Genomic DNA, 19,678 nt, shown 5'->3' with positions numbered 1-19,678 from the left:
CGCTGCAGTCGCGGCGGCGGGTGTTCGTGTGCGCCGACGGGCCGCTGCGATCCGGTCGTGTCCGGCGTCACGCTCGTCGGCGTCGCCCGGGCCGGGCCGATCGTGCGGTTCGGCGCCACCGTCGCGGTCGTGTCCGTCCGGCATGGCCAAGGCCGGCCCGTGCACTACTGCCTGCCACCGCGGCGGGCTAGTCCTTGAGCAGGTCGTAGATCGCCTCGAGCCAGGGCATGTCGAGGCGGACGTCGTAGATGAGCCCGGCGCCGGTGCTGATCCGGCTCACCGGCACGGCGCGCGCCCGCTCCAGCCGGCCGACGAGCAGCGCCTTCGACTCGTCCGCGGCGGTGGGGAAGATGCGCGCCGGGTCGGCCGTCACCAGCTCCCCCGTCTCCGCGTCGGTCCAGCGTACCGCCTTCGCCTCGCGCAGGCGGCGGGCCTCGTCGCGCAGCTGGGAGCTGTCCGGCTCGGCCTTCTTCATCTCCGCGCGCTGCGCCCAGTGCCAGCCCCACCGCTCCGTCGCGCCGTCGGGCAGGTGCTCGGCGGCCCAGATGGTGTCCCAGAACCCGAGCCAGCGGGTTCCGTCCCAGGTCTCGACGTTGATGCCCTGCCGCGGCGGGCCGAGCCGGCCCTTCGGCACCGCGACGTTCGTGCCGCGCCCGTTCCTCAGGACCGCCTTGCCGGTCCGGACGAGCTCGTCGACGGCCCCGGCGGCGAGCGCGGCGCTCAGCATGAGGCGGGCACGGACCTCCTCGTGGCTGATCAGCACGTGCTGGACAAGGTACCCGATCAGCTTGTTCCGGCGCCGCACGGCCGCGAGCCTCGTGGGGCTGTACCGCGCGAACCGCACCGCCGGGTCGCTCGCCCAGCGTTCCAGGACGTCGACCACGCCGAAGAGGCCGCGCTTGCCGAGCTTGGCCGCCGGGACGCCGATCGCGCGCAGCTGCTCGACGAGGTCGCCGGGGAAGCGCAGCACCGCGGCGAGCGTGGCGTCGATCCCGTTGGCGGCCGTGGTCCAGCGGCGCAGGACCGCACCGGCCAGTCCCGGACGCAGCACCGCGGGCGACGGCGGGACGCTCGCCGGCGGGGTGACCCGCAGCTCGCGCAGCGTGGCCCGCAGCCGGCGCAGCTCGGCGTCGACGGCGGTCTGGTGGGGCGTGAGCCCGGCCCCGGGCGGCTTAGCGGGGGGCGGGCTCATCGGCTTCCCCGCCGAGCAGGGTCTGCAGATCCTGGCAGTAGCCGTACCCGGTCCAGGCCAGCTTGACCACCGGCAGCACCTTGCCGACCAGCTCCAGCAGCACCGTCTCGCCGATCTGCTCGGCCAAGGCGCCGGTCATCTCGTGCACGAACCGCGCCCGGGCGCCGAGCTCGGCGAGGTGCTCGAACGCCACCGGGTCCGGCCCGGTGAGGCCGACGTCGACGGCCACCCGCGCGGTGCCCAGCTCGTCGGCCAGCTCGGCGACCCCGGCGACGACGGCGGCCACGCTCACCGCGGCCGCCGTGAGGCCCACGCCCGTCCCGAGGGCCGCGATGACGGCGACCCCGCCGAAGGGCGCCAGGACCAACCCGGCGAGGGAGAGCGCGGCCGCGACCCGCTGCACGCCGCCCATCAGCCGGCGGTCGGCGGCCGCCTCGGCCTCGGCGGCGATGCGGTGCTCGATGAGGGCGGCGCGGTACTGCTGCGCGACCACGTAGCCGAAGCCGCCGGGCGGCACGTCACCCGTGCGGATCAGCGCGTCCCAGGTCGGCTCGTGCAGCATCGGGGTCCAGCGGCGGTCCTCGCCGACCGCCTTGAGCGCGGCGCGCAGCACGGCCCGCTCGGGTCCGCCGGTCAGGTCCAGGTCCGCGGCGCCCGCCGCACCGGCGGTCAGGGTGCCGACCCGCTCTCCCATGCGGATCCGGGTCAGCTGCGCGGCCGACTCGCGCAGCTGGGCGAGCACCGAGCCCAGCCGGTCCTCCATGTCGAGCCGGGTCGTGAAACGGCCGACCATGCTCAGCGCGAGCAGCGCGAGCGGGCACCGCTCGGTGAAGACGTCCGCCTTGCGCAGCGACTCGACGATCAGATCGGTCTGCTTGGCGTTGCGCTTGAGCACCTCGATGCTCTCGAGATAGTTGGCCCGCGCCGGCCCGGACCGCGGTGCGTCGCCCCGCCGCTCCATGCCCCGCTGGTAGCCGAGCAGGGTGCCGAGGACCGACATCTGCCGGGCGATCGTGACCAGCTGCCGGTGGACGGCGATGGACAGCTCACGGCTGGCGAAGACGTACCGGCTGGTCGTCGTGGTGCCGGGCGGCCCGGTGTAGGGCGGGGCCGGCTCGTCGAGCTCGAGGACCTCGACGCCGAGCTGCCGGCACGCCTCCTCGATCTTCGTCCGGCTCACCGCGAGACCGGCCGTGACCACGGCGGCCGCCCTCGCTTCCAGCTCGGCCAGGGTCTGGTGGACCAGCCGGGCGAGCAGGTCGCGGGTGGCGGCGAAGAACCGGCTCGCGAGCTGCTCGACGTCCGCCGGCCCGCGCGCCTTGACCGCCCGCAGGTACGCGTCGAGCACGGCCTGCTGCACCGCCTCGATCGCGGCCCAGCCGTGCACCGCGTAGACGAAGCAGAGGCTGCCCAGGAGGGTGCCGTCGAGCGGCACCGGCGGCAGGTCGACCGGCTCCCGCGCCGGCCGGCCGGACTGGGCGGGGGCGCCCGGCAGCGTGGGGTACACCGCGGGGAAGTCCGGCAGCCGCACCGGGCCCGTCCGCCGCGGCCGGATCGCGTCGAGCCGGCGCTCGTAGCCGGCGCACAGCAGGCGGTACGCCGCGACGATGTCCCGCTCGGCCGGGGTGAGCTCGGGCTTCGGTTCCTCGTCCGCCCCCGGAAGGGCCGCCCCCGGAAGGGCCGGGCCCGGATCGGCTGGCGTCGCGACGCCGGGGTCGACGCGGATCAGCAGCGTCATCCGGGTGCCGCCGCCGATCCGGCCCGGGCCGCCCGCTCGGCCACCAGGTCCGGCAGCTGGTCCTGGCTGCCGTGCAGGTACACCAGCGAGGTCGGCACGACGTAGGTCCACGGCTCGCCCTCGGCCGTGCCGCCCAGCCGGTCGTCGGTCTGCTCCCGGATCTCGGCGTGCAGCGGCACGAACAGCGGATCGCCGATCACCGGCGACGGGCCGCCGTTCCACACGTCGCCGGTGGCGAGGTAGTGCAGCACGGCGCCCTCGTAGCCGGGCGTGACGGCCAGCAGCACCCGGGCCATGCCGGAGCGCAGGAACGCGGTGAAGTTCGGGTCGGCCTCGTCGGACCGGCTCATCAGCTCCAGCCAGCGCGGCCGGGCCGCCCAGAAGTACGGGTAGAACAGGTACGACATGCGCGACCACTCGAAGGACTGCTCCAGGAACTGCACGGCCGGGCCCTTGTCCCGGGCCGCCTCCAGGTCCGCCGCCGGGTACCACACCTGGCGATCGGCCGGCACGAACCCGGCGGCCGTCCTGTCCGTGTCGATCCCCGTGATCTCGAACCGGGTCGGCCTGGTGCGGACCTCGACGCGGCCCATCGCGTCCCGGTCGGCCAGCCGGTCGTCGCCCGGCACGGTGTCGAACTCCTTGGTCAGCATGGTGAGGCAGTGCTTCTTGACCTCCTCGTCCATGACCGCCCGGTTGGCCGCCTCGGCCCCGCCCCTGATCACGTCCCGGACGAGCAGGTGCTCCAGCTCCGCCAGCCGGCCGTGGTACTCCTCGACGGCCGAGCGGTACGCCGCCTCCCGCTCCTGGTTGGCCGCCTCCAGCCGCTTCTCCTCGGCGGCCAGCACGACCCCGTGCACCATGAGCTGGAACCGTTGCAGGGCCTCGGCGGTGAGCCCGAGGTGCAGGGTGAGCTGCAGGCGGTACAGGTTGATGTGCTGCGGGCCGCTGAAGTCGAACCGCAGCGGCAGGTCGTCCTCGCTGAAGACGATCGGCTCCGCGGGCGGCCCGTTGCCGTTGAGGTCGTAGGTGTACGGGTACCCGGCGTCGCTGTGGATCAGCCGGTCGTTGAGGTAGATGCCCAACCGGTTCGGGTTGGCCTCGCTGGCGCGGTGGTAGAACTCGGCGTAGCCGGTGCGCACCACCTCGGTGATCTCGTAGCCGGCGGCCCGGTCGACCTGGCAGTTGTACGAGTGCGAGTAGTTGGGCTTGTCGATGCCCTGCTCGGCGAACTGCCGCTCCCGGGAGTCCACGTCGCGCAGGACGACGACCCGCGTGCGGGCCGGGAACGTCACGTCGCGCAGGCCCTCGTACCGCCCGCGCAGCTTCACGAGCAGCGGCTCGTCGACCTGTTGCCAGGTGAAGCCGAGCTCGGGCCGGTCCGGCTTCGGCTTCGCCGGCAGCTGCGGCACGTCCAGCTCGACGGTGTGCGACTCCAGCCGCGCCGCGATCCAGAAGGCGGCCGGCTCCGGCACCTGGAACTCGAACATCAGCCGCTTGCCGTAGTTGTAGAGCTGGGCGGTGTACTCCTTGTCGATCCACCGGTACATGCCCGAGATGTGGCCGTCGCCCTTGACGTTGTTGAAGTTCTGGCTGTTGGTCTCCTCGGTCTCCGTCAGCCGGGTCACCGAGCGGGTGGTCGTGGCCCGCGACTCGATCCGGCTGACCGCCTTGGCGACGACGTCCCGGGCGAAGCTCTGGGCGAGCTTGGTGTGGTCCTCGGTGTTGCGGTTGTACGCGAACCCGGCGCCGGCGCTCGCCGTGATGTGCGCGGCGTCGTTGCTGTAGCTGAGGTTCGCGTTGGCGGTCACCCCGAGCGTGGTGCGGACCACGCCCTCCGCCTCCTGCTTGACCTCGAACCGCTCGGTCGACTGCGACTCGCTGGTCCGCTCCGCGCTCTCGGTGCCGGTGAACGAGAAGACGTCCTCCACCTTCTCCAGCTTCCGGTGGTCGCGCAGCCTGGTCTCGCCCTTGAGCACGTTGTGGATGTGCGAGATCTCGCCGGGCCGGTACGCGGTGAGGGTCTGGCGGACCACCTTGAGGTCGCCGACGCCGATCGGCTTGATGTCGTTGAACGGCCGCAGGTACCGGTGCAGCCGGGCGAAGATCGGATGGATCACCGGCGTCGCGGCGAGCAGCTCGGCCAGGTCCGCGCCGTCCGCGACGAGCGGGAAGCCGGCCGCGGGCGACCTGCCGTCCCAGTCGCGCAGCCCGGGGTACCGCGGCGCGATCCGGCCGAGCAGGAACACCTCGGCCGGGGCCGCCTTGCCCGCGAGCACCCGGGCGTAGAGCTGGTCGACGGCGAGCGCCTCGATCGCGTGCAGGCCCCGCAGCCCGGCGAGGATCCGCTCGAGGTTGACCGGGACCCACCGGCGCAGCACGAACAGCAGGTAGAGCGCGTCGAACAACGCCCAGCGGGCCTGCCGGTACGCCTGCTGGTGGCCGCCCTGGTCGAACACGACGGCGACCAGGGCCCCGTTGAAGATCTTCTCCAGCCGCGCGACCAGCCGGCCCCGGTCGAAGCGGGTCCGCCCGGCGTCGAGCGCGTCCAGGGCCCGGACCAGCGCCGGCACGAGGTCCGCGGCGACGTCCGTCAGCTGCTCCGGGATCAGGTGGTACCGCACGTCGCGCCGCAGGAACCGGTTGTGCTCCAGCACCTCCAGCGTCAACTGCTGCGCGTCCGGCGCCGCCTGCCGGTCGAACGTCCAGGCCGGCATGAACCGGACCAGCTCCGCGAGCAGATCCGCGTACGGGTCGTCGCCGGGCGCCGCGCTCACCAGCTTGAACACGAGGCCGGCCACCGCGGACACGTCGGCGAGCCCCGGCTTCTTCGGCACGTTGGTCTTCATCGGCTGGTCCGGCATCAGGAAGTCGTTGAAGATGTAGTGCCGGGCCAGCACCGCGTCGCCCGGGCTCGCCGGCGCACGGACCATCATGAAGTCGAACAGCGGGGTCTGCCCGTCCTCGGCCATGGCGTTCAGCCGGTGAACGCCGGCGCCGTCGCGGGCGGGACGGCGGCGGCCAGGGCCGAGCCCCACGTGTAGCAGGTGGTGATGAGGGCGTCGAGGTCGCCGCCGTCCTCGCTGAAACCGAGGACGGCGATGAGCGCCTCGGCCCCGCGCAGCGCGGCCCGCTGCCGGCTGCTGACCTCCGCCCGCGTCACGGCCGGCCCCCCGTCGGCCAGGCGGTTCGAGATCTCCTCGACGAGCTTGTCGGCGTTCGCGTCCTCGGTGAACGGCCACTGCGGCCCGGGCGGCACCGCCACCCCGAACACCGCGCACACGCCGGGATCGCGCAGGATCGGATAGGCCAGGGACCGCGTGGCACCGGTCAGCGTGACCTCGGTGCTCCACCGCAGCGAGCTGCCGGCCAGCCCGGTCAGGTACTCCTTGAACGGCCGGTGCGCGGTCCGCACCCGCTCGCGCAGCATCTCCTCGCCGGTGTCGAAGACCCGCTCGGCGAACGCGGCCGCCGCGGCGACGAGCGCGTCCCGCAGCCGCGCGAAGTCGCCGGTGTCCCGCTCGCCGAACACGGCCCGGAAGACCTCCGCCCGCTGCCCGGCGTCCGGCACCGCCTCGTCGGTCCCGTACCGCGCCCGCAGCCGCGCCAGCGCCGCCGGCACCTCCTCGCCCACGGCGACGTAGAGCTGGGGTCGGCGGACGAAGTCGAGCGCCACCAGCCGCGCCATGTCGACGAGACAGTCCAGCTCCCGGAAGAACCAGAGCGCCGCGATGTGCCGCGATGCCGCCGTCGTGCTGAGGAACGTGCCCTCACTCGAGATTCGGGTGGTGCCGGGTGGCGCATCCGTGCCCGCGTCGGCCATGGCCCGATCCGAGCACGCGCCCCCCGCCCGCGCCAGCCTTCTGACCTCGATCCAACAGGCTCCCGCGATAGGGTCGCAGTCGTGCACTACTGCCAGCGCTGCGACGACCCCATCGCGATGGCGCCGGAGGGGGACCTGGCGGTCTGTCCCGACTGCGGCAACACCGAGCCCGCCCGCCGGCTGCCGCTCCTCGTCGTCACCGGCGCCTCCGGGTCGGGCAAGACGACGGTCTTCCCGCACCTGGTACGGCAGCTCCCCGAGTGCCTGGTGTTCGACGGGGACTGGCTCATCGGGCCGTTCGAGCGCGCCTGCGAGTTCGGCGAGGTCGACTGGCCCGCCCTGCGCGACGCCTGGCTCAGCGTGGCCCACGGCGCGGCCCAGAGCGGGCGCCACACGGTACTGCTGGCGCCCTTCACCCCCGAGCAGCTCGACGGGCTGGCGGGGCGGCGCTGGACCACCGACATCCACTTCGCCGTCCTCGACTGTGCCGACGGCGTGCGCACCGAGCGGCTCGAGGCCAGGCCACCCTGGCGGGAGCGCAACATCGAGCGGCATCTCGCGTTCGCGAAGTACCTGCGCGAGACGATCGAGACGGTGGTGCGCACCGACGACGCGCCGCCCGAGGAGTCCGCGCGGCGCGTCACAGCGTGGGTCAGGCGCCGGATCGGCTGAGAGCGGCCCGGCGGCGCAGCCACAGGCCCGCGAGCAGGGTCAGGGCCGACACGACGGCCAGGGCCGGGACGACGAGCCAGGCGTCGCTGTACGAGCCGCCGTGGTCCGGCGCGGTGGCGGTCAGCATTGCGGCGGCAACGGCCCACAGCACGACCTGGACCGCGATGGCGATGCCGCGCGGGGCGAAGCGGCCGAGCAGTACGCCGCCGACGATGGGCAGGATGGCGAACATCTGAGTCCTCCTCAACAAGGTGTGGACTTCAGCCTCGGCACGAGCGCCCCGGAACAGATCCGTGTGCGCCCGGAGTACAAGTGCGGCCGGCGGTGGGACGATGCCCGGCATGAGGAGGACGGCGGCCTGGGTCTGCTTCGCCGCGAGCGCCGCGACCACCGCGCTCGGGGTGGTCGTGACGGTGCGCGCGGGGCTGCCCGTGTTCGGCGGGGACGCCCCGACCAGCTGGGCGGTCGCGCTCAGCACCGGGCTGCTCGGGGCGTTCGTGGTCACCCGGCATCCGGGCAGCCGGGTCGGGTGGCTGTTCCTGGCCATCGCCGTCTGCCGCGGGATCACCGGCGCGGCCGTGCCGTGGGTCCTCGCCGCGTACCGCCCGCAGCCCGGTCACCAGCCGCTGCCGCACGGGGAGATCGCGGCGTACCTGCAGGCCTGCCTCGTCGCCGTGGTGCTGCCGGTCGCGGCCGTGCAGCTGACGCTGTTCCCGGACGACCGGCGCGATCGGGCGGCGCGGCCGGTCCGCTGGCTCGCAGCGGCATCGTTCGCGCTGCTCGGGGTCGTGCTGCCGGTGCTCGCCTGGCCGTTTCGGGGGCCGTGGCTCGCGCTCGATGGCGTTCCGTCGCCGGACACACCGCTCGCCCGGGTCGGGAGCGCCGTGTTCGTGGGCGGGCTCGTGCTCGGGGTCGTCGCGATCGTCGGGGCGCTGGTCGTGCTCGTCGTGCGGGCCCGCCGCGAGCGGGGTGCGGTGCGGTGGCAGATTCTGTGGTGCGCGTACGGGGCGGCGGTCGGGCTCGTCGTCAACCTGGCCGCCAACGTCACGGGGCTGGTGCAGGCGCGGCCGCTGGGTGCGCTGGCGCTGCTGACCGGGATCGGGTTCGGGATCTTCCGGTACCGCCTCTACGACCTCGACCGGCTCATCAACCGCACCCTCGTGTACGGCCTGATGACCGTCGCCGCGCTCGCCGTCTATGGGGCGCTGGCGGTCGTGGCCGGCACCCTGACCGGCACGAACGCGGGAGCGGCGGCGGCCGCCTTCGTGGTGGCGCTGCTGCTGCGGCCGCTGCGGGACCTGAGCCAGGACCTCATCGACCGCGCCTTCGCCCGCCGCGCGCACAGCGGGGCCGCCATCATGCGCGACCTCGCGCGCCGGGTCGGGCACGAGCGCGTGGACCCGGCCGGCGCCGTCGAGGCCCTGCGCCGTGCCCTGCGCGATCCTTCCCTTCTCGTGTACTTCCCGTTGCGCGCCTCCGAGGGCCTGGTCGACCCGGACGGCAACCCCGCGGTGCTCCCGGAACCGGACGGCGCCACGGTCACCGAGGTCGGGCCGCGCGGCGAGGTCGTCGCCGTGCTCGTCCACGCGCCGGCGGACCCGTTCCTGCTCGCCGCCGTCACCCGCGCCGCCGCCGTGGTGCTGGAGCACGCGCGGGTGCAGGCCGAGCTGCTGGTCCGGCTCGCCGAGGTGCGCGCCTCCCGCGCCCGCCTGGTCGCCACCGCCGACGCCGAGCGCCGCCGGATCGAGCGCGACCTGCACGACGGCGCCCAGCAGCGGCTCGTCGGGCTGGCGGTGCACGTCCAGTCGGCCCGCCGCCGCATCGAGCGGACGGCGCCGGTCGACGAGCTGCTCACGTTCACCGTCGGGCAGCTGCACGCCGCGGTCGGCGACATCCGCGCGCTCGTGCACGGCATCCTGCCCCCGGCCCTGGCCACCAGCGGCCTCGGCGCCGCGCTCGCCGACCTGGCCCGGCCCGGCGAGGTCGAGGTGGAGCTGGCCCTCGGCGGGCGGTTCGACCCGATCGGCGAGGCGACCGCCTGGTTCGTGGCCTGCGAGGGGGTGGCCAACGCCCGCAAGCACGCGCCCGGCGCGACCGTCGTCGTGCGCGCCGCCGCCGGCCCGGGCGCCGTCACCGTGACGGTCGCCGACGACGGGCCCGGCGGCGCCACCGGGACCGGCGAGGGCCTGCGCGGCCTGCGCGACCGGGTCGAGGCGTGCGCCGGCACGTTCACCGTGCACAGTCCACCAGGCCAGGGCACCGTCCTGACCGCGATCCTGCCGGAGCAGCGATGAGGGCGATCGTGGCCGACGACGCGGTCCTGCTGCGCTCCGGGGTCGTGGCCATCCTCGGCGACGCCGGGTTCGACGTGGTCGCCGCGGTCGGCACCGGCCCCGACCTCGTCGCGGCGGCCCTGCGGCACGAGCCGGGCCTGGTCGTCGCCGACGTGCGGATGCCGCCGACCCACAGCGACGACGGGATCGTGGCCGTCCGCGAGATCCGCCGGAGCCTTCCTGGGACTGCGGTCGTCCTGCTGTCCCAGTACGTCGAGGCCGAGCGGGCCGTCGACCTGTTCCAGGAGCAGCCGTCCGGCCTCGGGTACCTGCTCAAGGACCGGGTCATCGAGATCGACGACTTCCTCGCGGCGGTGCACCGGGTCGCCGCCGGCGGCAGCGCGATCGACCCGGCCGTCGTGGCCCGCCTGATCGGCCGCCCCCAGAAGGTGGCGCCGCTGGACCGGCTCACCGACCGGGAGCGGGACGTGCTGGCGCTGATGGCCGAGGGGCTGTCCAACGGCGCCATCGGCGAGCGGCTGTACCTCGGCCTGCGCACCGTCGAGACGCACGTCAACGGCGTGTTCACCAAGCTCGGCCTGTTCCCGGCGGCGGAGGAGCACCGCCGGGTCAAGGCCGTCCTGGCGTACCTGTCGGCCCGCTGAACGGTGGGCCGGGATCACTCGAAGCGCAGCCCCTCCGGCCGCATCAGCCGGAACAGCGGCGGCAGGCTGGCCAGGGTGACCAGCAGGACCACGCCGCCCGCGATGCCGCTCACCACGCCCACGCCCGCCCAGTCCAGCCGGACGTCGACCGCCACGATCTGCAGCAGGACCGCGCCCAGGGCCAGGCCCAGGATCGACGCGGCAACCAGGCCCAGGGCCACCGGCAGCGCGGTCTGCCACAGGATCGACCAGGCCACCGTGTCGCGCTTGGTGCCGAACGCGGCCAGCGCGGCCAGGGTCCGGCGCCGCTCGCGCAGCTGTTCCAGGGTGCTCACCAGCAGGCTCAGGCCGACCAGCACGAGCACGACCGTGGCCCCCGCGAACAGGCCGCGGCGGATGCTCGCGAACGTCTGGTCGACGTTCATCGCGTTGAGGATGCTGACGTTCACGGTCGGGCCGAGCCGCATGGCCGCGTTGCGGACGTACTCGTTGGCGTCCAGGCCGGCCGGGTCGAAGCGCACGAACGAGGTGAAGTTCGCGTCGGCCGGCACCGGCGGCGCCGCGGACGGGGTGAGCAGCAGGCCCTCGTGCCACGAACCGTACGGGTCGCGCTTCTCCTTGACCGGCTGCAGCCGGGACGGCGCGGTGAAGGACGACGAGCTGAGGACGATCTCCTTGCCGCCCAGGGCCGTCGCGTCCACGGCGCCGGACATGCCGGGCTGGGAGTAGGACTTCGGGTCGACCGCGAATGCGTCGCCGTCGGCGCACGAGGGCAGCTCCGCCAGCAGGCTCAGCGTCGCGCAGTCGGCCACGACCACCTCGAGGTACTGGTCGTCGGTCCCGCCGGCGGGCTTGCCGTAGTCGTTGCGGTACGACTGCACGCTCGTCACCCCGTGCGTGCCGCGCAGCACCGCCTCGATGCCCGCCTGGTCGTGCGCCGTGGTGAAGCGGCCGAGCTGGGTCTGCACGACCGCGCGGGCCTGGCTCAGGTCGGCCGGGCTGCGCACGGTGTTCTCGGCTTGCGCGGCGGAGAAGAGCATCTGCAGCGCGATCGTCCCGGCCGCGGCGACCGCGACGGCGTTCACGGCGCGCAGCGCGCTGTCGTGCGAGAGCTGCAGCCGGCGGATCGCGATCTGCCACGAGACCGGGCCGCCCGAGCCGAGCCGCCCCACGAGCCGGTCGAACAGCCACGGCAGCAGGGTGGCCAGGCCGAGCAGCAGCAGGATGATGCCGAACGCCGCCTGCCACACGTTGAACTGCTCGGTCTTGTCCGTGCTGAACAGCGGCACGAGCAGCGCCGCGCCGGCGACCAGGGGCAGCAGCCGCCACCAGATCCGCCGCTTGGCCCGCGCCGTCGCCTTGCGCACGATCCCGAGGGGCTCGACGACCACCCGCCGAAGGGCGAAGAGCGTCATGAGCAGAGCCGCCACCGGTACCGCGAGTGCGATCGCCACAGCGAGCAGCGGGGCGGGCCGGATGTCAGCGGCGTACACGCTCAGGCCGTGCAGTTCGAAGCGCTCGGCGAAGGGCCGCCCGCCGAAGTAGAGCCCGAAGCCGATCAGCACCCCGAGCGCGGCGCTGAGCACCGCCTCGCCGGCCGCGACCCGGCGGGTCATCCAGGTGTCGGCGCCGACCAGGCGGACCGCGGCCAGGCGCCGGTCGCGCTGCTCGCCGCCGAAGCGGGTGGCGGCGGCGACGAACATGGCCACCGGCATGAGCAGCACCACGAACATGACGACCACGAGCAGCAGCAGGATCGGCGACAGCGGGTTGGTGTTGACCTTCGAGCCGTAGTAGGTGAGCCGCACGATCCCGGGGTCGCCCTCGGCCAGGTCGCCGCGGGTGCCGTAGAAGTACAGCTCGTTCGGGCCCGAAAGACCTTGCTTGCCGATGGTGCCGGCGATCGGCTGCGGGAACCGCTCGCGCAGCAGCGCGCCCTCGGGCGAGGCGAGCAGGTCGGCGAGGGCCGGGGAGACGACGATGGAGCCGTCCGGCGGCAGCGCCGTCACGCCCGGGGGCACGATCGGGTGCGCTCCCTCGGGGCGCAGGAAGCGGCCGTTGACGGAGCGGTCGTGGTACGAGCTGAAGATCGTCATCATGAGGACCGAGGAGTCGCTCGCCGGTTGTTCGGCGGCGCCGATGTGCTGGTCGTCGCGCCCGTCGGTGCGCTGGTGGCGGCCGTCGAGGATGCCGGGGATGGAGACGGACAGGAGCAGTACCGCCACCCCCAGCCCGACGCCGAGGGCCGTCAGCGCCGTGCGGACCAGGCCCTCCCGGCCGCCGCTCAGGGCCAGGCGGGCGCCGAGGCCGACCTCGGACGACCAGCGGCGCAGGCGCCCGGCGCGCACGTGGGGACGGGGCGAGGTCACTGGGCCCGCTCCAGGTCCAGGGCGTGGCCGTCGCGCACGACGATCTCGCGGTCGGAGTAGGCGGCCACGCGCGGCTCGTGGGTGACGAGCACGACGGCGGCGCCGCTGTCGCGGGCGGCCGCGGTGAACAGCTTCATCACGCGCTCGCCGTTGAGCGAGTCCAGGGCGCCGGTCGGCTCGTCGGCGAAGACCACGCGGGCCCCGGTGACCAGCGAGCGGGCCACGGCGACGCGCTGGCCCTGGCCGCCGGAGACCTCGCCCGGGCGCTTGCCCGCCACGTCGTCGATCTCCAGCCGGTCGAGCCACTCCTGCGCGCGCTGCTCGGCGTCGCGGCGCCGCACGCCGTCCAGCCGCAGCGGCAGGGCGACGTTCTCCAGGCAGGTCAGCTCGGGCACCAGCTGCCCGAACTGGAACACGAAGCCGAACTCGCTGCGGCGCAGGGCGCTGCGGCGGGCGTCGGACATCGCGGAGAGCTCCTGGTCGCGGTACATCACCCGGCCGGCGTCGGGCTGGATGATCGCGGCCAGGCAGTGCAGCAGCGTCGACTTGCCCGAGCCCGAGGGGCCCATGACGGCCACGATCTCGCCGGCCGCGACGGACATCGAGGCCCCGTCCAGGGCCTTGGTGGTCCCGAACGCCTTGTGCAGGTCCTCGGCCGCCAGCAGTGCGGTCATCGCTGGATCTCCTTTGCCAGGTCGTCGAGGCGCGCGGTGGTGAGCTCCAGCCAGCGCAGGTCGGCCTCGAGGTGGAACAGCGCGTGGTCGCAGATGAGCTGCTCGGCCAGGTCGCCGGCGGCCTTGCGGCGGGTCAGCTCGCGCATCAGCCGCAGGTGCTCGGCGCGCTGGGTGTCGAGCACCTCGGCGGCCGGGCGGCCGCTGATCAGGGCGAGCACGACCTTCATGTAGAGGGTGCTCTGCAGGTACGGCTCGGGCTTCTCCGCCTGTGCCAGCCAGCGCTCGACGTCGGCGACCCCGGCGTCGGTGATCGCGTAGCGCTTGCGCTCCGGCCCCTCGCCCGACTCGACGCCGTCGACGCTCACGAGGCCGTGCTTCAGCAGCCGGGAGAGGGTCGCGTAGACCTGCCCGTAGGCGAGCGGGCGGTCGGCTCCGAAGCGCTCGTCGTAGGCCCGCTTCAGGTCGTACCCGTGCCGCGGGCGGGCCTCGAGGAGGCCTAAGAACGCTTGACCGATGGACATGCCGAGGACTCTACACGACACGTATACATGCTGTGTATACCTACCGCGTAGAGCGTTCTGAGCAGGGAGGACGCGCAAACGTACGAGTCCATCCGGACCACCGTTTGTGCCATCGGGCGGCCCTGGCTGTGACCGGGGCCACACGGGCGCCGTTTGTCCGATTCGGGCGGCTTGTCGGTAGCTAGGTTCGCCGCACCACCCGCCGAATCACCCGACCGGAAGGAGCCCTGTGCGCCTGCCCGCCTTCATGCAGTCCCGCCGCGCCCGCCTGGCCGCTGTGGCCGCGATCGTCGCCATCCCGGCCGTCGCGCTGCCCATCGTGTTCTCGAGCCGCGACGGCGGACTGCCCGGCGCCAGCGCCGACAGCGCCTACGCGTTCCCGGCCACCCCCGACCACATCCCGGACACCCCGGTCCGCGTGAACCAGGTCGGCTACCTGCCGGACGGCCCCAAGCGGGCCACCGTCATCTCCGACTCGGCCCAGCCGCTGCCGTGGCAGCTCAAGGACAACGCCGGCAAGGTCGTCGCCTCCGGCGAGTCGGAGCCCCGGGGCATGGACGCCAGCTCCGGCCAGCAGACGCACGTCGTGGACTTCAGCTCGTACCGCGGCACCGGCCACACGTACACGCTCGAGGTCGACGGCAAGGCGAGCCTCCCGTTCGACCTCGATCCGAAGGCGTACCGCCAGCTCAGCATCGACGCGCTGTCGTTCTACTACCCGCAGCGCAGCGGCATCGCCATCGACGACGCGATCGCGCCGGGCTACGGCCGCAAGGCCGGCCACACCGCCGACACCCCGGGCGCCGGCGACACCAAGGTGCCGTGCCAGCCGGGCACCGGCTGCAACTACACCCTGGACGTCACCGGCGGCTGGTACGACGCCGGCGACCAGGGCAAGTACGTCGTCAACGGCGGCATCTCGGTCGCCCAGCTGATGAGCAGCTACGAGCGCTCGCCCAAGGCGGCCGAGGCCCGCGGCCTGCGCCTGCCCGAGCACGGCGGGAAGACCCCGGACGTGCTGTCCGAGGCCCGCTGGGAGCTGGACTTCCTGACGAAGATGCAGGTCCCGGCCGGTGAGCCGCTGGCCGGCATGGCGCACCACAAGGTGACCGACGCCGCCTGGACCGGGCTGCCGACCGACCCGGCCGCCGACACCCAGCAGCGCCAGCTGCACGCCCCGTCGACCGCCGCCACGCTGAACCTGGCCGCGGCGGCCGCGCAGGGCGCGCGGGTCTTCGAGCCGTACGACAAGGACTACTCGAAGAAGCTGCTCAAGGTGGCCGAGACCGCGTACGCCGCGGCCAAGGCGCACCCGATGGTGTACGCGCCGGACTCCGACTCCACCGGCGGCGGCGCCTACGGGGACTCCGACGTCAGCGACGAGTTCTACTGGGCCGCGGCCGAGCTGTACATCACCACCGGTCAGAAGCAGTACGCGACCGCGGTGACCAGCTCGCCGATGCACAAGTCCGACGTCTTCGCGGCGCCGTTCGACTGGCGGGCCACCGCCGCGCTGGGCCGCCTGGACCTGGCCACCGTCGACAACAAGCTGGCCGACCGCGACCGGGTGCGCCAGTCCGTCGTCGACGGGGCGGACCGCTACCTCAAGACCATGGACGGTCAGGCGTACGGCCAGCCGTACGCGCCCGCGGCCGGCTACGACTGGGCCTCCAACAGCCAGATCCTCAACAACCTGGCCGTCGTGGGCACCGCGTTCGACCTGACGGGCAAGGCGAAGTACCGCGACGGCGTGCTGTCCGGGCTGGACTACGTCCTGGGCCGCAACGCGCTGAACCAGTCCTACGTGACCGGCTACGGCGAGAAGGCCTCGAAGAACCAGCACAGCCGCTGGTACGCCCACCAGCTCGACCCGAAGCTGCCGAACCCGCCGCGCGGCACCCTCGCCGGCGGCCCCAACTCGCAGCTGCAGGACGAGGTCGCGAGCGCCGCGCTCAAGGGCTGCAAGCCGCAGCTGTGCTACATGGACGACATCAAGTCGTGGTCGACGAACGAGCTGACCATCAACTGGAACGCGTCCCTGGCCTGGGTCTCGACCTTCGCCGCGGACCAGACGTAATCGCTAGTGGGGCGGCCACGGGTCGCCCCACTCCGCGTCGCGGGCCGCCTTGTAGAGCGGACCCTCCCTCTTGGACACGAGCGCCGGCCCGACGCTCGTGTCCTTCTGGCATACCTGCAGCGTGACGAGCCCCTTGCGAAACGCGGGATGACGGACGATGCGCCCCGGTGCGCCGTCCTTCGTTCGAAGCGCCGCCACGAAGGTGTACTTCTCGTCCTCGTACCCGAGGCTCGCGTCCTTGAGCCGCCGGTGCAGCGCGGAGCGGTTGACCCGGGCCGCGAAGTGGCACCAGTCCCGGCCGGTCATCCCGCACGCCAGCTGGTGCGGGCAGGGCGCGGCGACGTGCCATCCGGCCGCGATGAGCTGGTCGCGGGCGGTGAGCATTCTTCGGTACCCAGGAGGCGTCCCCGGCTCGATCAGCACCACGGCAAGCCGCGCGGCGGCGGCCGCCTCGGCCACCAGCGCCTGCTGGGCCGCCTCGTCCAGCTCGGTCAGCACGTAGGACACGGTGACCAGATCGGCGGCGGGCACCGGCTCGCCCAGCCGCCACTCCTGCCACGCGATGTCCTGGTCCTTCGCGATGCGCGCGCCGAGCTTCAGCGCCTCCGGCACCTGGTCCAGCACCGTCGCCTCGATGGGGCCGTAGAGCTCGCGGGCCGCCCAGACCGCCGCGCCGGTACCGCCGCCGAGGTCCACCTGACTGCGCGGCTCGATCGGCGGCAGCTGCCCGAGGGCGGCGAGGACGGCGGCGTGCGTGGCCGGCATGCGGTAGGCCGCATACGCCGTCGCGTCGACCATGGTGCGGATCAGCGGCTCGTCCGCGGGGCGGCCGCTGCGGTAGTCCTCGATGAGCCGCCGCACCGACTCCGTGAGCCGGGCCGGCGGGACGTCGGCGAGCAGCGCGTCGAGCGCCTCGCGCAGGTCAGCCACGGCGCAGCCGCCACAACCACCGCAGGACCAGCAGCGTGGCCACCCCGGCCACCACGATCGCGGCCAGGTTGATGAGCAGCTGCAGCGCCGAGCCGCCGGCCTCGTGCGGCACCCCGTAGGCCAGCGCGACCGCGATGTTCGCCGCGGCCGGCACGGTGGTGACCGAGATCAGCACGCCGATCAGCGGCCCGGCCTTGGCCGAGGTCAGCGACAGCATCCCGGCGACGCCGGCGAAGAACCCGACCACCCAGGACAGCGCGTCGGGCCGCCAGATGAAGTCGGTCAGCGGCCGCTCCCGCAGCAGCATCTCCTTGTCGACCAGGCCCAGCGCGTCGAGGCCCCACGTGGTCAGGATGGTCACCACGATGCCCACCGGGAAGCCGACCCCGAGCGCGAGCAGCGACCGGCGGATCGAGCGCGCGCGGCGGCGCACGATCCCGACGCTCAGCGACGCGAGGGGGCCGTACTCGGGCCCGACGACCATCGCTCCGACGATCAGGATCGGCTGGTCGAGCAGCACCCCGATGCCGGCGATGATCGTGGCGACGGCGAGCAGGGCCAGGAACGTGCCCGAGATCTCGGTCTCCTCGCCGGTCTTGTGCTCGATCTCGTCCCACACGACCGCGTCGCCGGACAGCCCGGGCGCGGCGTCCGCGGCCCGCTGGGCGTTGCGCGACAGCGCGGCGTCGACGGTCTCGATGGCGATCGAGCCGTGCTCGTGGATGCCGAGCTTGCGCAGCCCGGAGAGGATCGGGGTGCCCGCCTCGCGGACCACGTCGGCGAGCACGAGATCCCCGGCCGGCTCGCGGGCCGCCCCGGCCAGGACGACCACGTTCGTCGCCCCGGCCTCAGCCGTCAGCAGCCCCAGAACCCGCTCGGTGTCCTCGGGTGGGCTGATCACTCTCAGGTGCAGCATCGGATCATTATCCTGATACCGTCCGGTACCCCTCGAAGCCCGTCTCCACCGTGCCCTCGCCGTGGGTCAGGCCGGGCAGGGCGCGCTCCAGTTCGGGCAGGCGTTTCGCGGCGATCGTGCCGCCGAGGGTGAACCGGCCCCGCGCGCTGCCGGGCACGTCGGGGACCGCGCCGAAGCGGGGCAGGGCGCCGAGGGTGGCGGTGAGCGCGTCGGCCGGGCCCTCGATGGCGAAGCGGTGGACGGGTTCGCACAGGACGGTACCGGCGGCGGCCAGTGCTTTGGACAGCAGCTCGGGAACCAGGCGGCGGTAGTCGGCGGCGGTGCTGTTCGGCGCCGAGTAGCCGCAGCGGGTCACGGTGACCGCCACGTCCGCCACGTCCCAGCCGTGCAGGCCGCCGCGGGTGAAGGAGTCGCGGCAGTACCGGGTGATGGCGTCCTGGAAGCTGGCGGCGGTCTTGTAGACGTACATCGGGATGTGCTCGACCGGCACCTGCACCGCGACCTCGAGGCCCTGGCCGGGCGCGAGCTCCAGCTCCAGGGTCGCCATGTGCGGGTTGCCGTCCTTGCCGAGGACGGCGCCGGCGCGGGCCCGGCCGGCGGGGCGCTCCAGGTGCAGGGTGACGGTCTCGCCGAACGTGACGGCCAGGTCGTACTCCTCGGCGAGCGTGTCGCGGATGACCTCGCGCTGGACCTCGCCGTACAGCTTGATCTTCAGCTCGTTGCGCTCCTCGTCCATGCGCAGGTCGATGAGCGGGTCCTGGTCGGCGAGGCGCTGCAGGGCGCGGTGCAGGTCGGTGCGGCGGGCGGGGTCCTTCGGCTCCACCGTGGCCTCCAGCGTGGGCGGGGCGAACACCGCTGGTTGCGTGACGCCGGCGCCGATGGTGTCGCCGATTCTTACGGCTTTCAGGCCGTACACGCGGCCGATCTCGCCGGCTCGAATGCTGGTGCGGTGCCCGTCGTCGATCGCGGTGACCTTGTCGTCGCCTATTCTTTGGCGGGCGCTGATGACGCCGTCGTGCACCCTGACGTAGGCGGCTCCGTCGCGGTCGATCTTGAACACGGTGGCTTGCAACGTTCGGTGATCCTCTGTCTTCGCCGCCGGCAGCTGGTCTTGCACCGCCCGCGTGAGTTCGGCGATGCCCTCACCGGTGATCGCCGAGCCCTTGTAGGCCGGCATGATCTTCGCTTCGCGGGTGAGCCCGGCGGTGTCGATCCTCCGGTTGTCCAGGTAGGCGGCCATGGCGCCGTCGTCGCACTCGGCGAGGGCCTCCTCGTGGTCGCGCCACATCGGGATGGCTTTCGGTCCGATTTGCTGGATCACGCGGTCGGGGTCGGCGCCCATGCGGTCGGTCTTGTTGACGAAGACGAGCGTCGGGACGCGGAGTCGTTGCAGGGTACGCAGGAGGATGCGGGTCTGTGCCTGCACGCCCTCGACGGCCGAGACGACGAGGATCGCCCCGTCGAGCACGCGCAGGGCCCGCTCCACCTCGGCGATGAAGTCCGGGTGGCCGGGCGTGTCGATCAGGTTCACGGTCAGCGCGCCGAGCCGGAACGTGGCCACGGCGGTCTTGATCGTGATCCCGCGGCGGCGCTCCTGCTCCAGCGAGTCGGTCTGGGTGCTGCCCGCGTCGACGCTGCCGAGGCGCTCGATGGCGCCGGCGTCGAACAGGAGGCGCTCGGTCAGGCTGGTCTTACCGGCGTCGACGTGCGCGACGATGCCGAGATTGAGGATGCTCAAAACGGGTCAGGTCCTTCGGAGGCGAGGTGGGCTGCGGCCGGGACGTGACGCGCTGGCGCATGGCTCCTCCTCGTGCTCACTGGACCTGAC

15 protein-coding genes are annotated in these 19,678 nt (G+C 73.4%); 4 read left to right on the top strand and 11 right to left on the bottom strand.

Translation table 11 applies throughout. The features are described 5' to 3' along the window. Positions 1-187 precede the first annotated feature (187 nt). From ACQPZ4_RS34115 to ACQPZ4_RS34100, 4 genes are read right to left on the bottom strand one after another with little or no spacing between them, the layout of a single operon-like run. Entirely contained in the window at positions 188-1,192 is a 1,005-nt protein-coding gene (locus tag ACQPZ4_RS34115; protein WP_433044906.1) for a hypothetical protein, read from the bottom strand. Next, positions 1,173-2,930 (bottom strand): hypothetical protein, encoded by a 1,758-nt coding sequence (locus ACQPZ4_RS34110; RefSeq protein WP_433044903.1) that lies wholly within the window; start codon positions 2,928-2,930, stop codon positions 1,173-1,175. The genes ACQPZ4_RS34115 and ACQPZ4_RS34110 overlap by 20 nt, the downstream gene beginning before the upstream one ends. Next, positions 2,927-5,902, bottom strand: coding sequence for a hypothetical protein (locus tag ACQPZ4_RS34105; protein ID WP_433044900.1), 2,976 nt, complete (start codon positions 5,900-5,902; stop codon positions 2,927-2,929). Before ACQPZ4_RS34105 ends, ACQPZ4_RS34110 begins: the two co-directional genes overlap by 4 nt. A gap of 5 nt (positions 5,903-5,907) precedes the next feature. Continuing rightward, the gene (locus ACQPZ4_RS34100) at positions 5,908-6,753 is read right to left on the bottom strand and encodes a hypothetical protein (protein ID WP_433044897.1); all 846 of its coding nucleotides are present in this window, start codon (positions 6,751-6,753) and stop codon (positions 5,908-5,910) included. Positions 6,754-6,834: 81 nt separating this feature from the next. Between ACQPZ4_RS34100 and ACQPZ4_RS34095 the strand changes: the two genes are divergently transcribed. Further along, positions 6,835-7,425, top strand: a complete 591-nt coding sequence (locus ACQPZ4_RS34095) for a hypothetical protein (protein ID WP_433044894.1) — start codon at positions 6,835-6,837, stop codon at positions 7,423-7,425. Here ACQPZ4_RS34095 and ACQPZ4_RS34090 read toward each other — a convergent pair. Beyond that, positions 7,406-7,657 carry a hypothetical protein gene (locus tag ACQPZ4_RS34090; protein WP_433044891.1) on the bottom strand — a complete coding sequence of 84 codons (252 nt, stop codon included), beginning with the start codon at positions 7,655-7,657 and terminating at the stop codon, positions 7,406-7,408. The two genes, ACQPZ4_RS34095 and ACQPZ4_RS34090, sit on opposite strands and share 20 nt — an antisense overlap. Positions 7,658-7,766: 109 nt before the next feature. Here ACQPZ4_RS34090 and ACQPZ4_RS34085 point away from each other — a divergent pair, with 109 nt between their 5' ends. Beyond that, positions 7,767-9,719 carry a histidine kinase gene (locus tag ACQPZ4_RS34085; RefSeq protein WP_433044888.1) on the top strand — a complete coding sequence of 651 codons (1,953 nt, stop codon included), beginning with the start codon at positions 7,767-7,769 and terminating at the stop codon, positions 9,717-9,719. Beyond that, complete coding sequence (locus ACQPZ4_RS34080) at positions 9,716-10,363, top strand: response regulator (RefSeq protein WP_433044885.1); 648 nt, start codon at positions 9,716-9,718, stop codon at positions 10,361-10,363. Before ACQPZ4_RS34085 ends, ACQPZ4_RS34080 begins: the two co-directional genes overlap by 4 nt. A 14-nt stretch (positions 10,364-10,377) precedes the next feature. On the opposite strand, the gene ACQPZ4_RS34075 is transcribed toward ACQPZ4_RS34080, so the two are convergent. The 3 genes from ACQPZ4_RS34075 to ACQPZ4_RS34065 are packed head-to-tail and all read right to left on the bottom strand — an operon-like array spanning position 10,378 to position 13,927. After that, entirely contained in the window at positions 10,378-12,711 is a 2,334-nt protein-coding gene (locus ACQPZ4_RS34075; protein WP_433044882.1) for an FtsX-like permease family protein, read from the bottom strand. Between the two features lie 17 nt (positions 12,712-12,728). Then, on the bottom strand, positions 12,729-13,406 hold the full coding sequence (locus ACQPZ4_RS34070; RefSeq protein ID WP_433044879.1) for an ABC transporter ATP-binding protein: 678 nt from the start codon (positions 13,404-13,406) through the stop codon (positions 12,729-12,731). Further along, positions 13,403-13,927, bottom strand: coding sequence for a PadR family transcriptional regulator (locus ACQPZ4_RS34065; RefSeq protein WP_433044876.1), 525 nt, complete (start codon positions 13,925-13,927; stop codon positions 13,403-13,405). Before ACQPZ4_RS34065 ends, ACQPZ4_RS34070 begins: the two co-directional genes overlap by 4 nt. A 229-nt stretch (positions 13,928-14,156) precedes the next feature. On the opposite strand from ACQPZ4_RS34065, the gene ACQPZ4_RS34060 reads away from it, so the two are divergent. Continuing rightward, the gene (locus ACQPZ4_RS34060) at positions 14,157-16,004 is read left to right on the top strand and encodes a glycoside hydrolase family 9 protein (RefSeq protein ID WP_433044873.1); all 1,848 of its coding nucleotides are present in this window, start codon (positions 14,157-14,159) and stop codon (positions 16,002-16,004) included. Positions 16,005-16,007: 3 nt separating this feature from the next. Here the strand turns inward: ACQPZ4_RS34060 and ACQPZ4_RS34055 are convergent, their stop codons facing one another. From ACQPZ4_RS34055 to ACQPZ4_RS34045, 3 genes are read right to left on the bottom strand one after another with little or no spacing between them, the layout of a single operon-like run. After that, positions 16,008-16,934 (bottom strand): small ribosomal subunit Rsm22 family protein, encoded by a 927-nt coding sequence (locus ACQPZ4_RS34055; RefSeq protein WP_433044870.1) that lies wholly within the window; start codon positions 16,932-16,934, stop codon positions 16,008-16,010. Beyond that, complete coding sequence (locus ACQPZ4_RS34050; protein WP_433044867.1) at positions 16,927-17,850, bottom strand: DUF389 domain-containing protein; 924 nt, start codon at positions 17,848-17,850, stop codon at positions 16,927-16,929. The genes ACQPZ4_RS34055 and ACQPZ4_RS34050 overlap by 8 nt, the downstream gene beginning before the upstream one ends. A 7-nt stretch (positions 17,851-17,857) precedes the next feature. Beyond that, entirely contained in the window at positions 17,858-19,588 is a 1,731-nt protein-coding gene (locus ACQPZ4_RS34045; RefSeq protein ID WP_433044864.1) for a GTP-binding protein, read from the bottom strand. Positions 19,589-19,678 lie beyond the last annotated feature (90 nt).

This window comes from Dactylosporangium sp. CS-033363, assembly GCF_050942475.1.
Taxonomy (GTDB): domain Bacteria; phylum Actinomycetota; class Actinomycetes; order Mycobacteriales; family Micromonosporaceae; genus Dactylosporangium.
Note: the sequence above shows the minus strand (reverse complement) of the source record. Positions and strands in the feature narration are given on the sequence as shown.

Coding starts and splice junctions, on each gene's coding strand:
- ACQPZ4_RS34115 (WP_433044906.1), bottom strand. CDS start 1,192: ATGAGCCCGCCCCCCGCTAAGCCGCCCGGGGCCGGGCTCACGCCCCAC.
- ACQPZ4_RS34110 (WP_433044903.1), bottom strand. CDS start 2,930: ATGACGCTGCTGATCCGCGTCGACCCCGGCGTCGCGACGCCAGCCGAT.
- ACQPZ4_RS34105 (WP_433044900.1), bottom strand. CDS start 5,902: ATGGCCGAGGACGGGCAGACCCCGCTGTTCGACTTCATGATGGTCCGT.
- ACQPZ4_RS34100 (WP_433044897.1), bottom strand. CDS start 6,753: ATGGCCGACGCGGGCACGGATGCGCCACCCGGCACCACCCGAATCTCG.
- ACQPZ4_RS34090 (WP_433044891.1), bottom strand. CDS start 7,657: ATGTTCGCCATCCTGCCCATCGTCGGCGGCGTACTGCTCGGCCGCTTC.
- ACQPZ4_RS34085 (WP_433044888.1), top strand. CDS start 7,767: ATGAGGAGGACGGCGGCCTGGGTCTGCTTCGCCGCGAGCGCCGCGACC.
- ACQPZ4_RS34080 (WP_433044885.1), top strand. CDS start 9,716: ATGAGGGCGATCGTGGCCGACGACGCGGTCCTGCTGCGCTCCGGGGTC.
- ACQPZ4_RS34070 (WP_433044879.1), bottom strand. CDS start 13,406: ATGACCGCACTGCTGGCGGCCGAGGACCTGCACAAGGCGTTCGGGACC.
- ACQPZ4_RS34065 (WP_433044876.1), bottom strand. CDS start 13,927: ATGTCCATCGGTCAAGCGTTCTTAGGCCTCCTCGAGGCCCGCCCGCGG.
- ACQPZ4_RS34050 (WP_433044867.1), bottom strand. CDS start 17,850: ATGCTGCACCTGAGAGTGATCAGCCCACCCGAGGACACCGAGCGGGTT.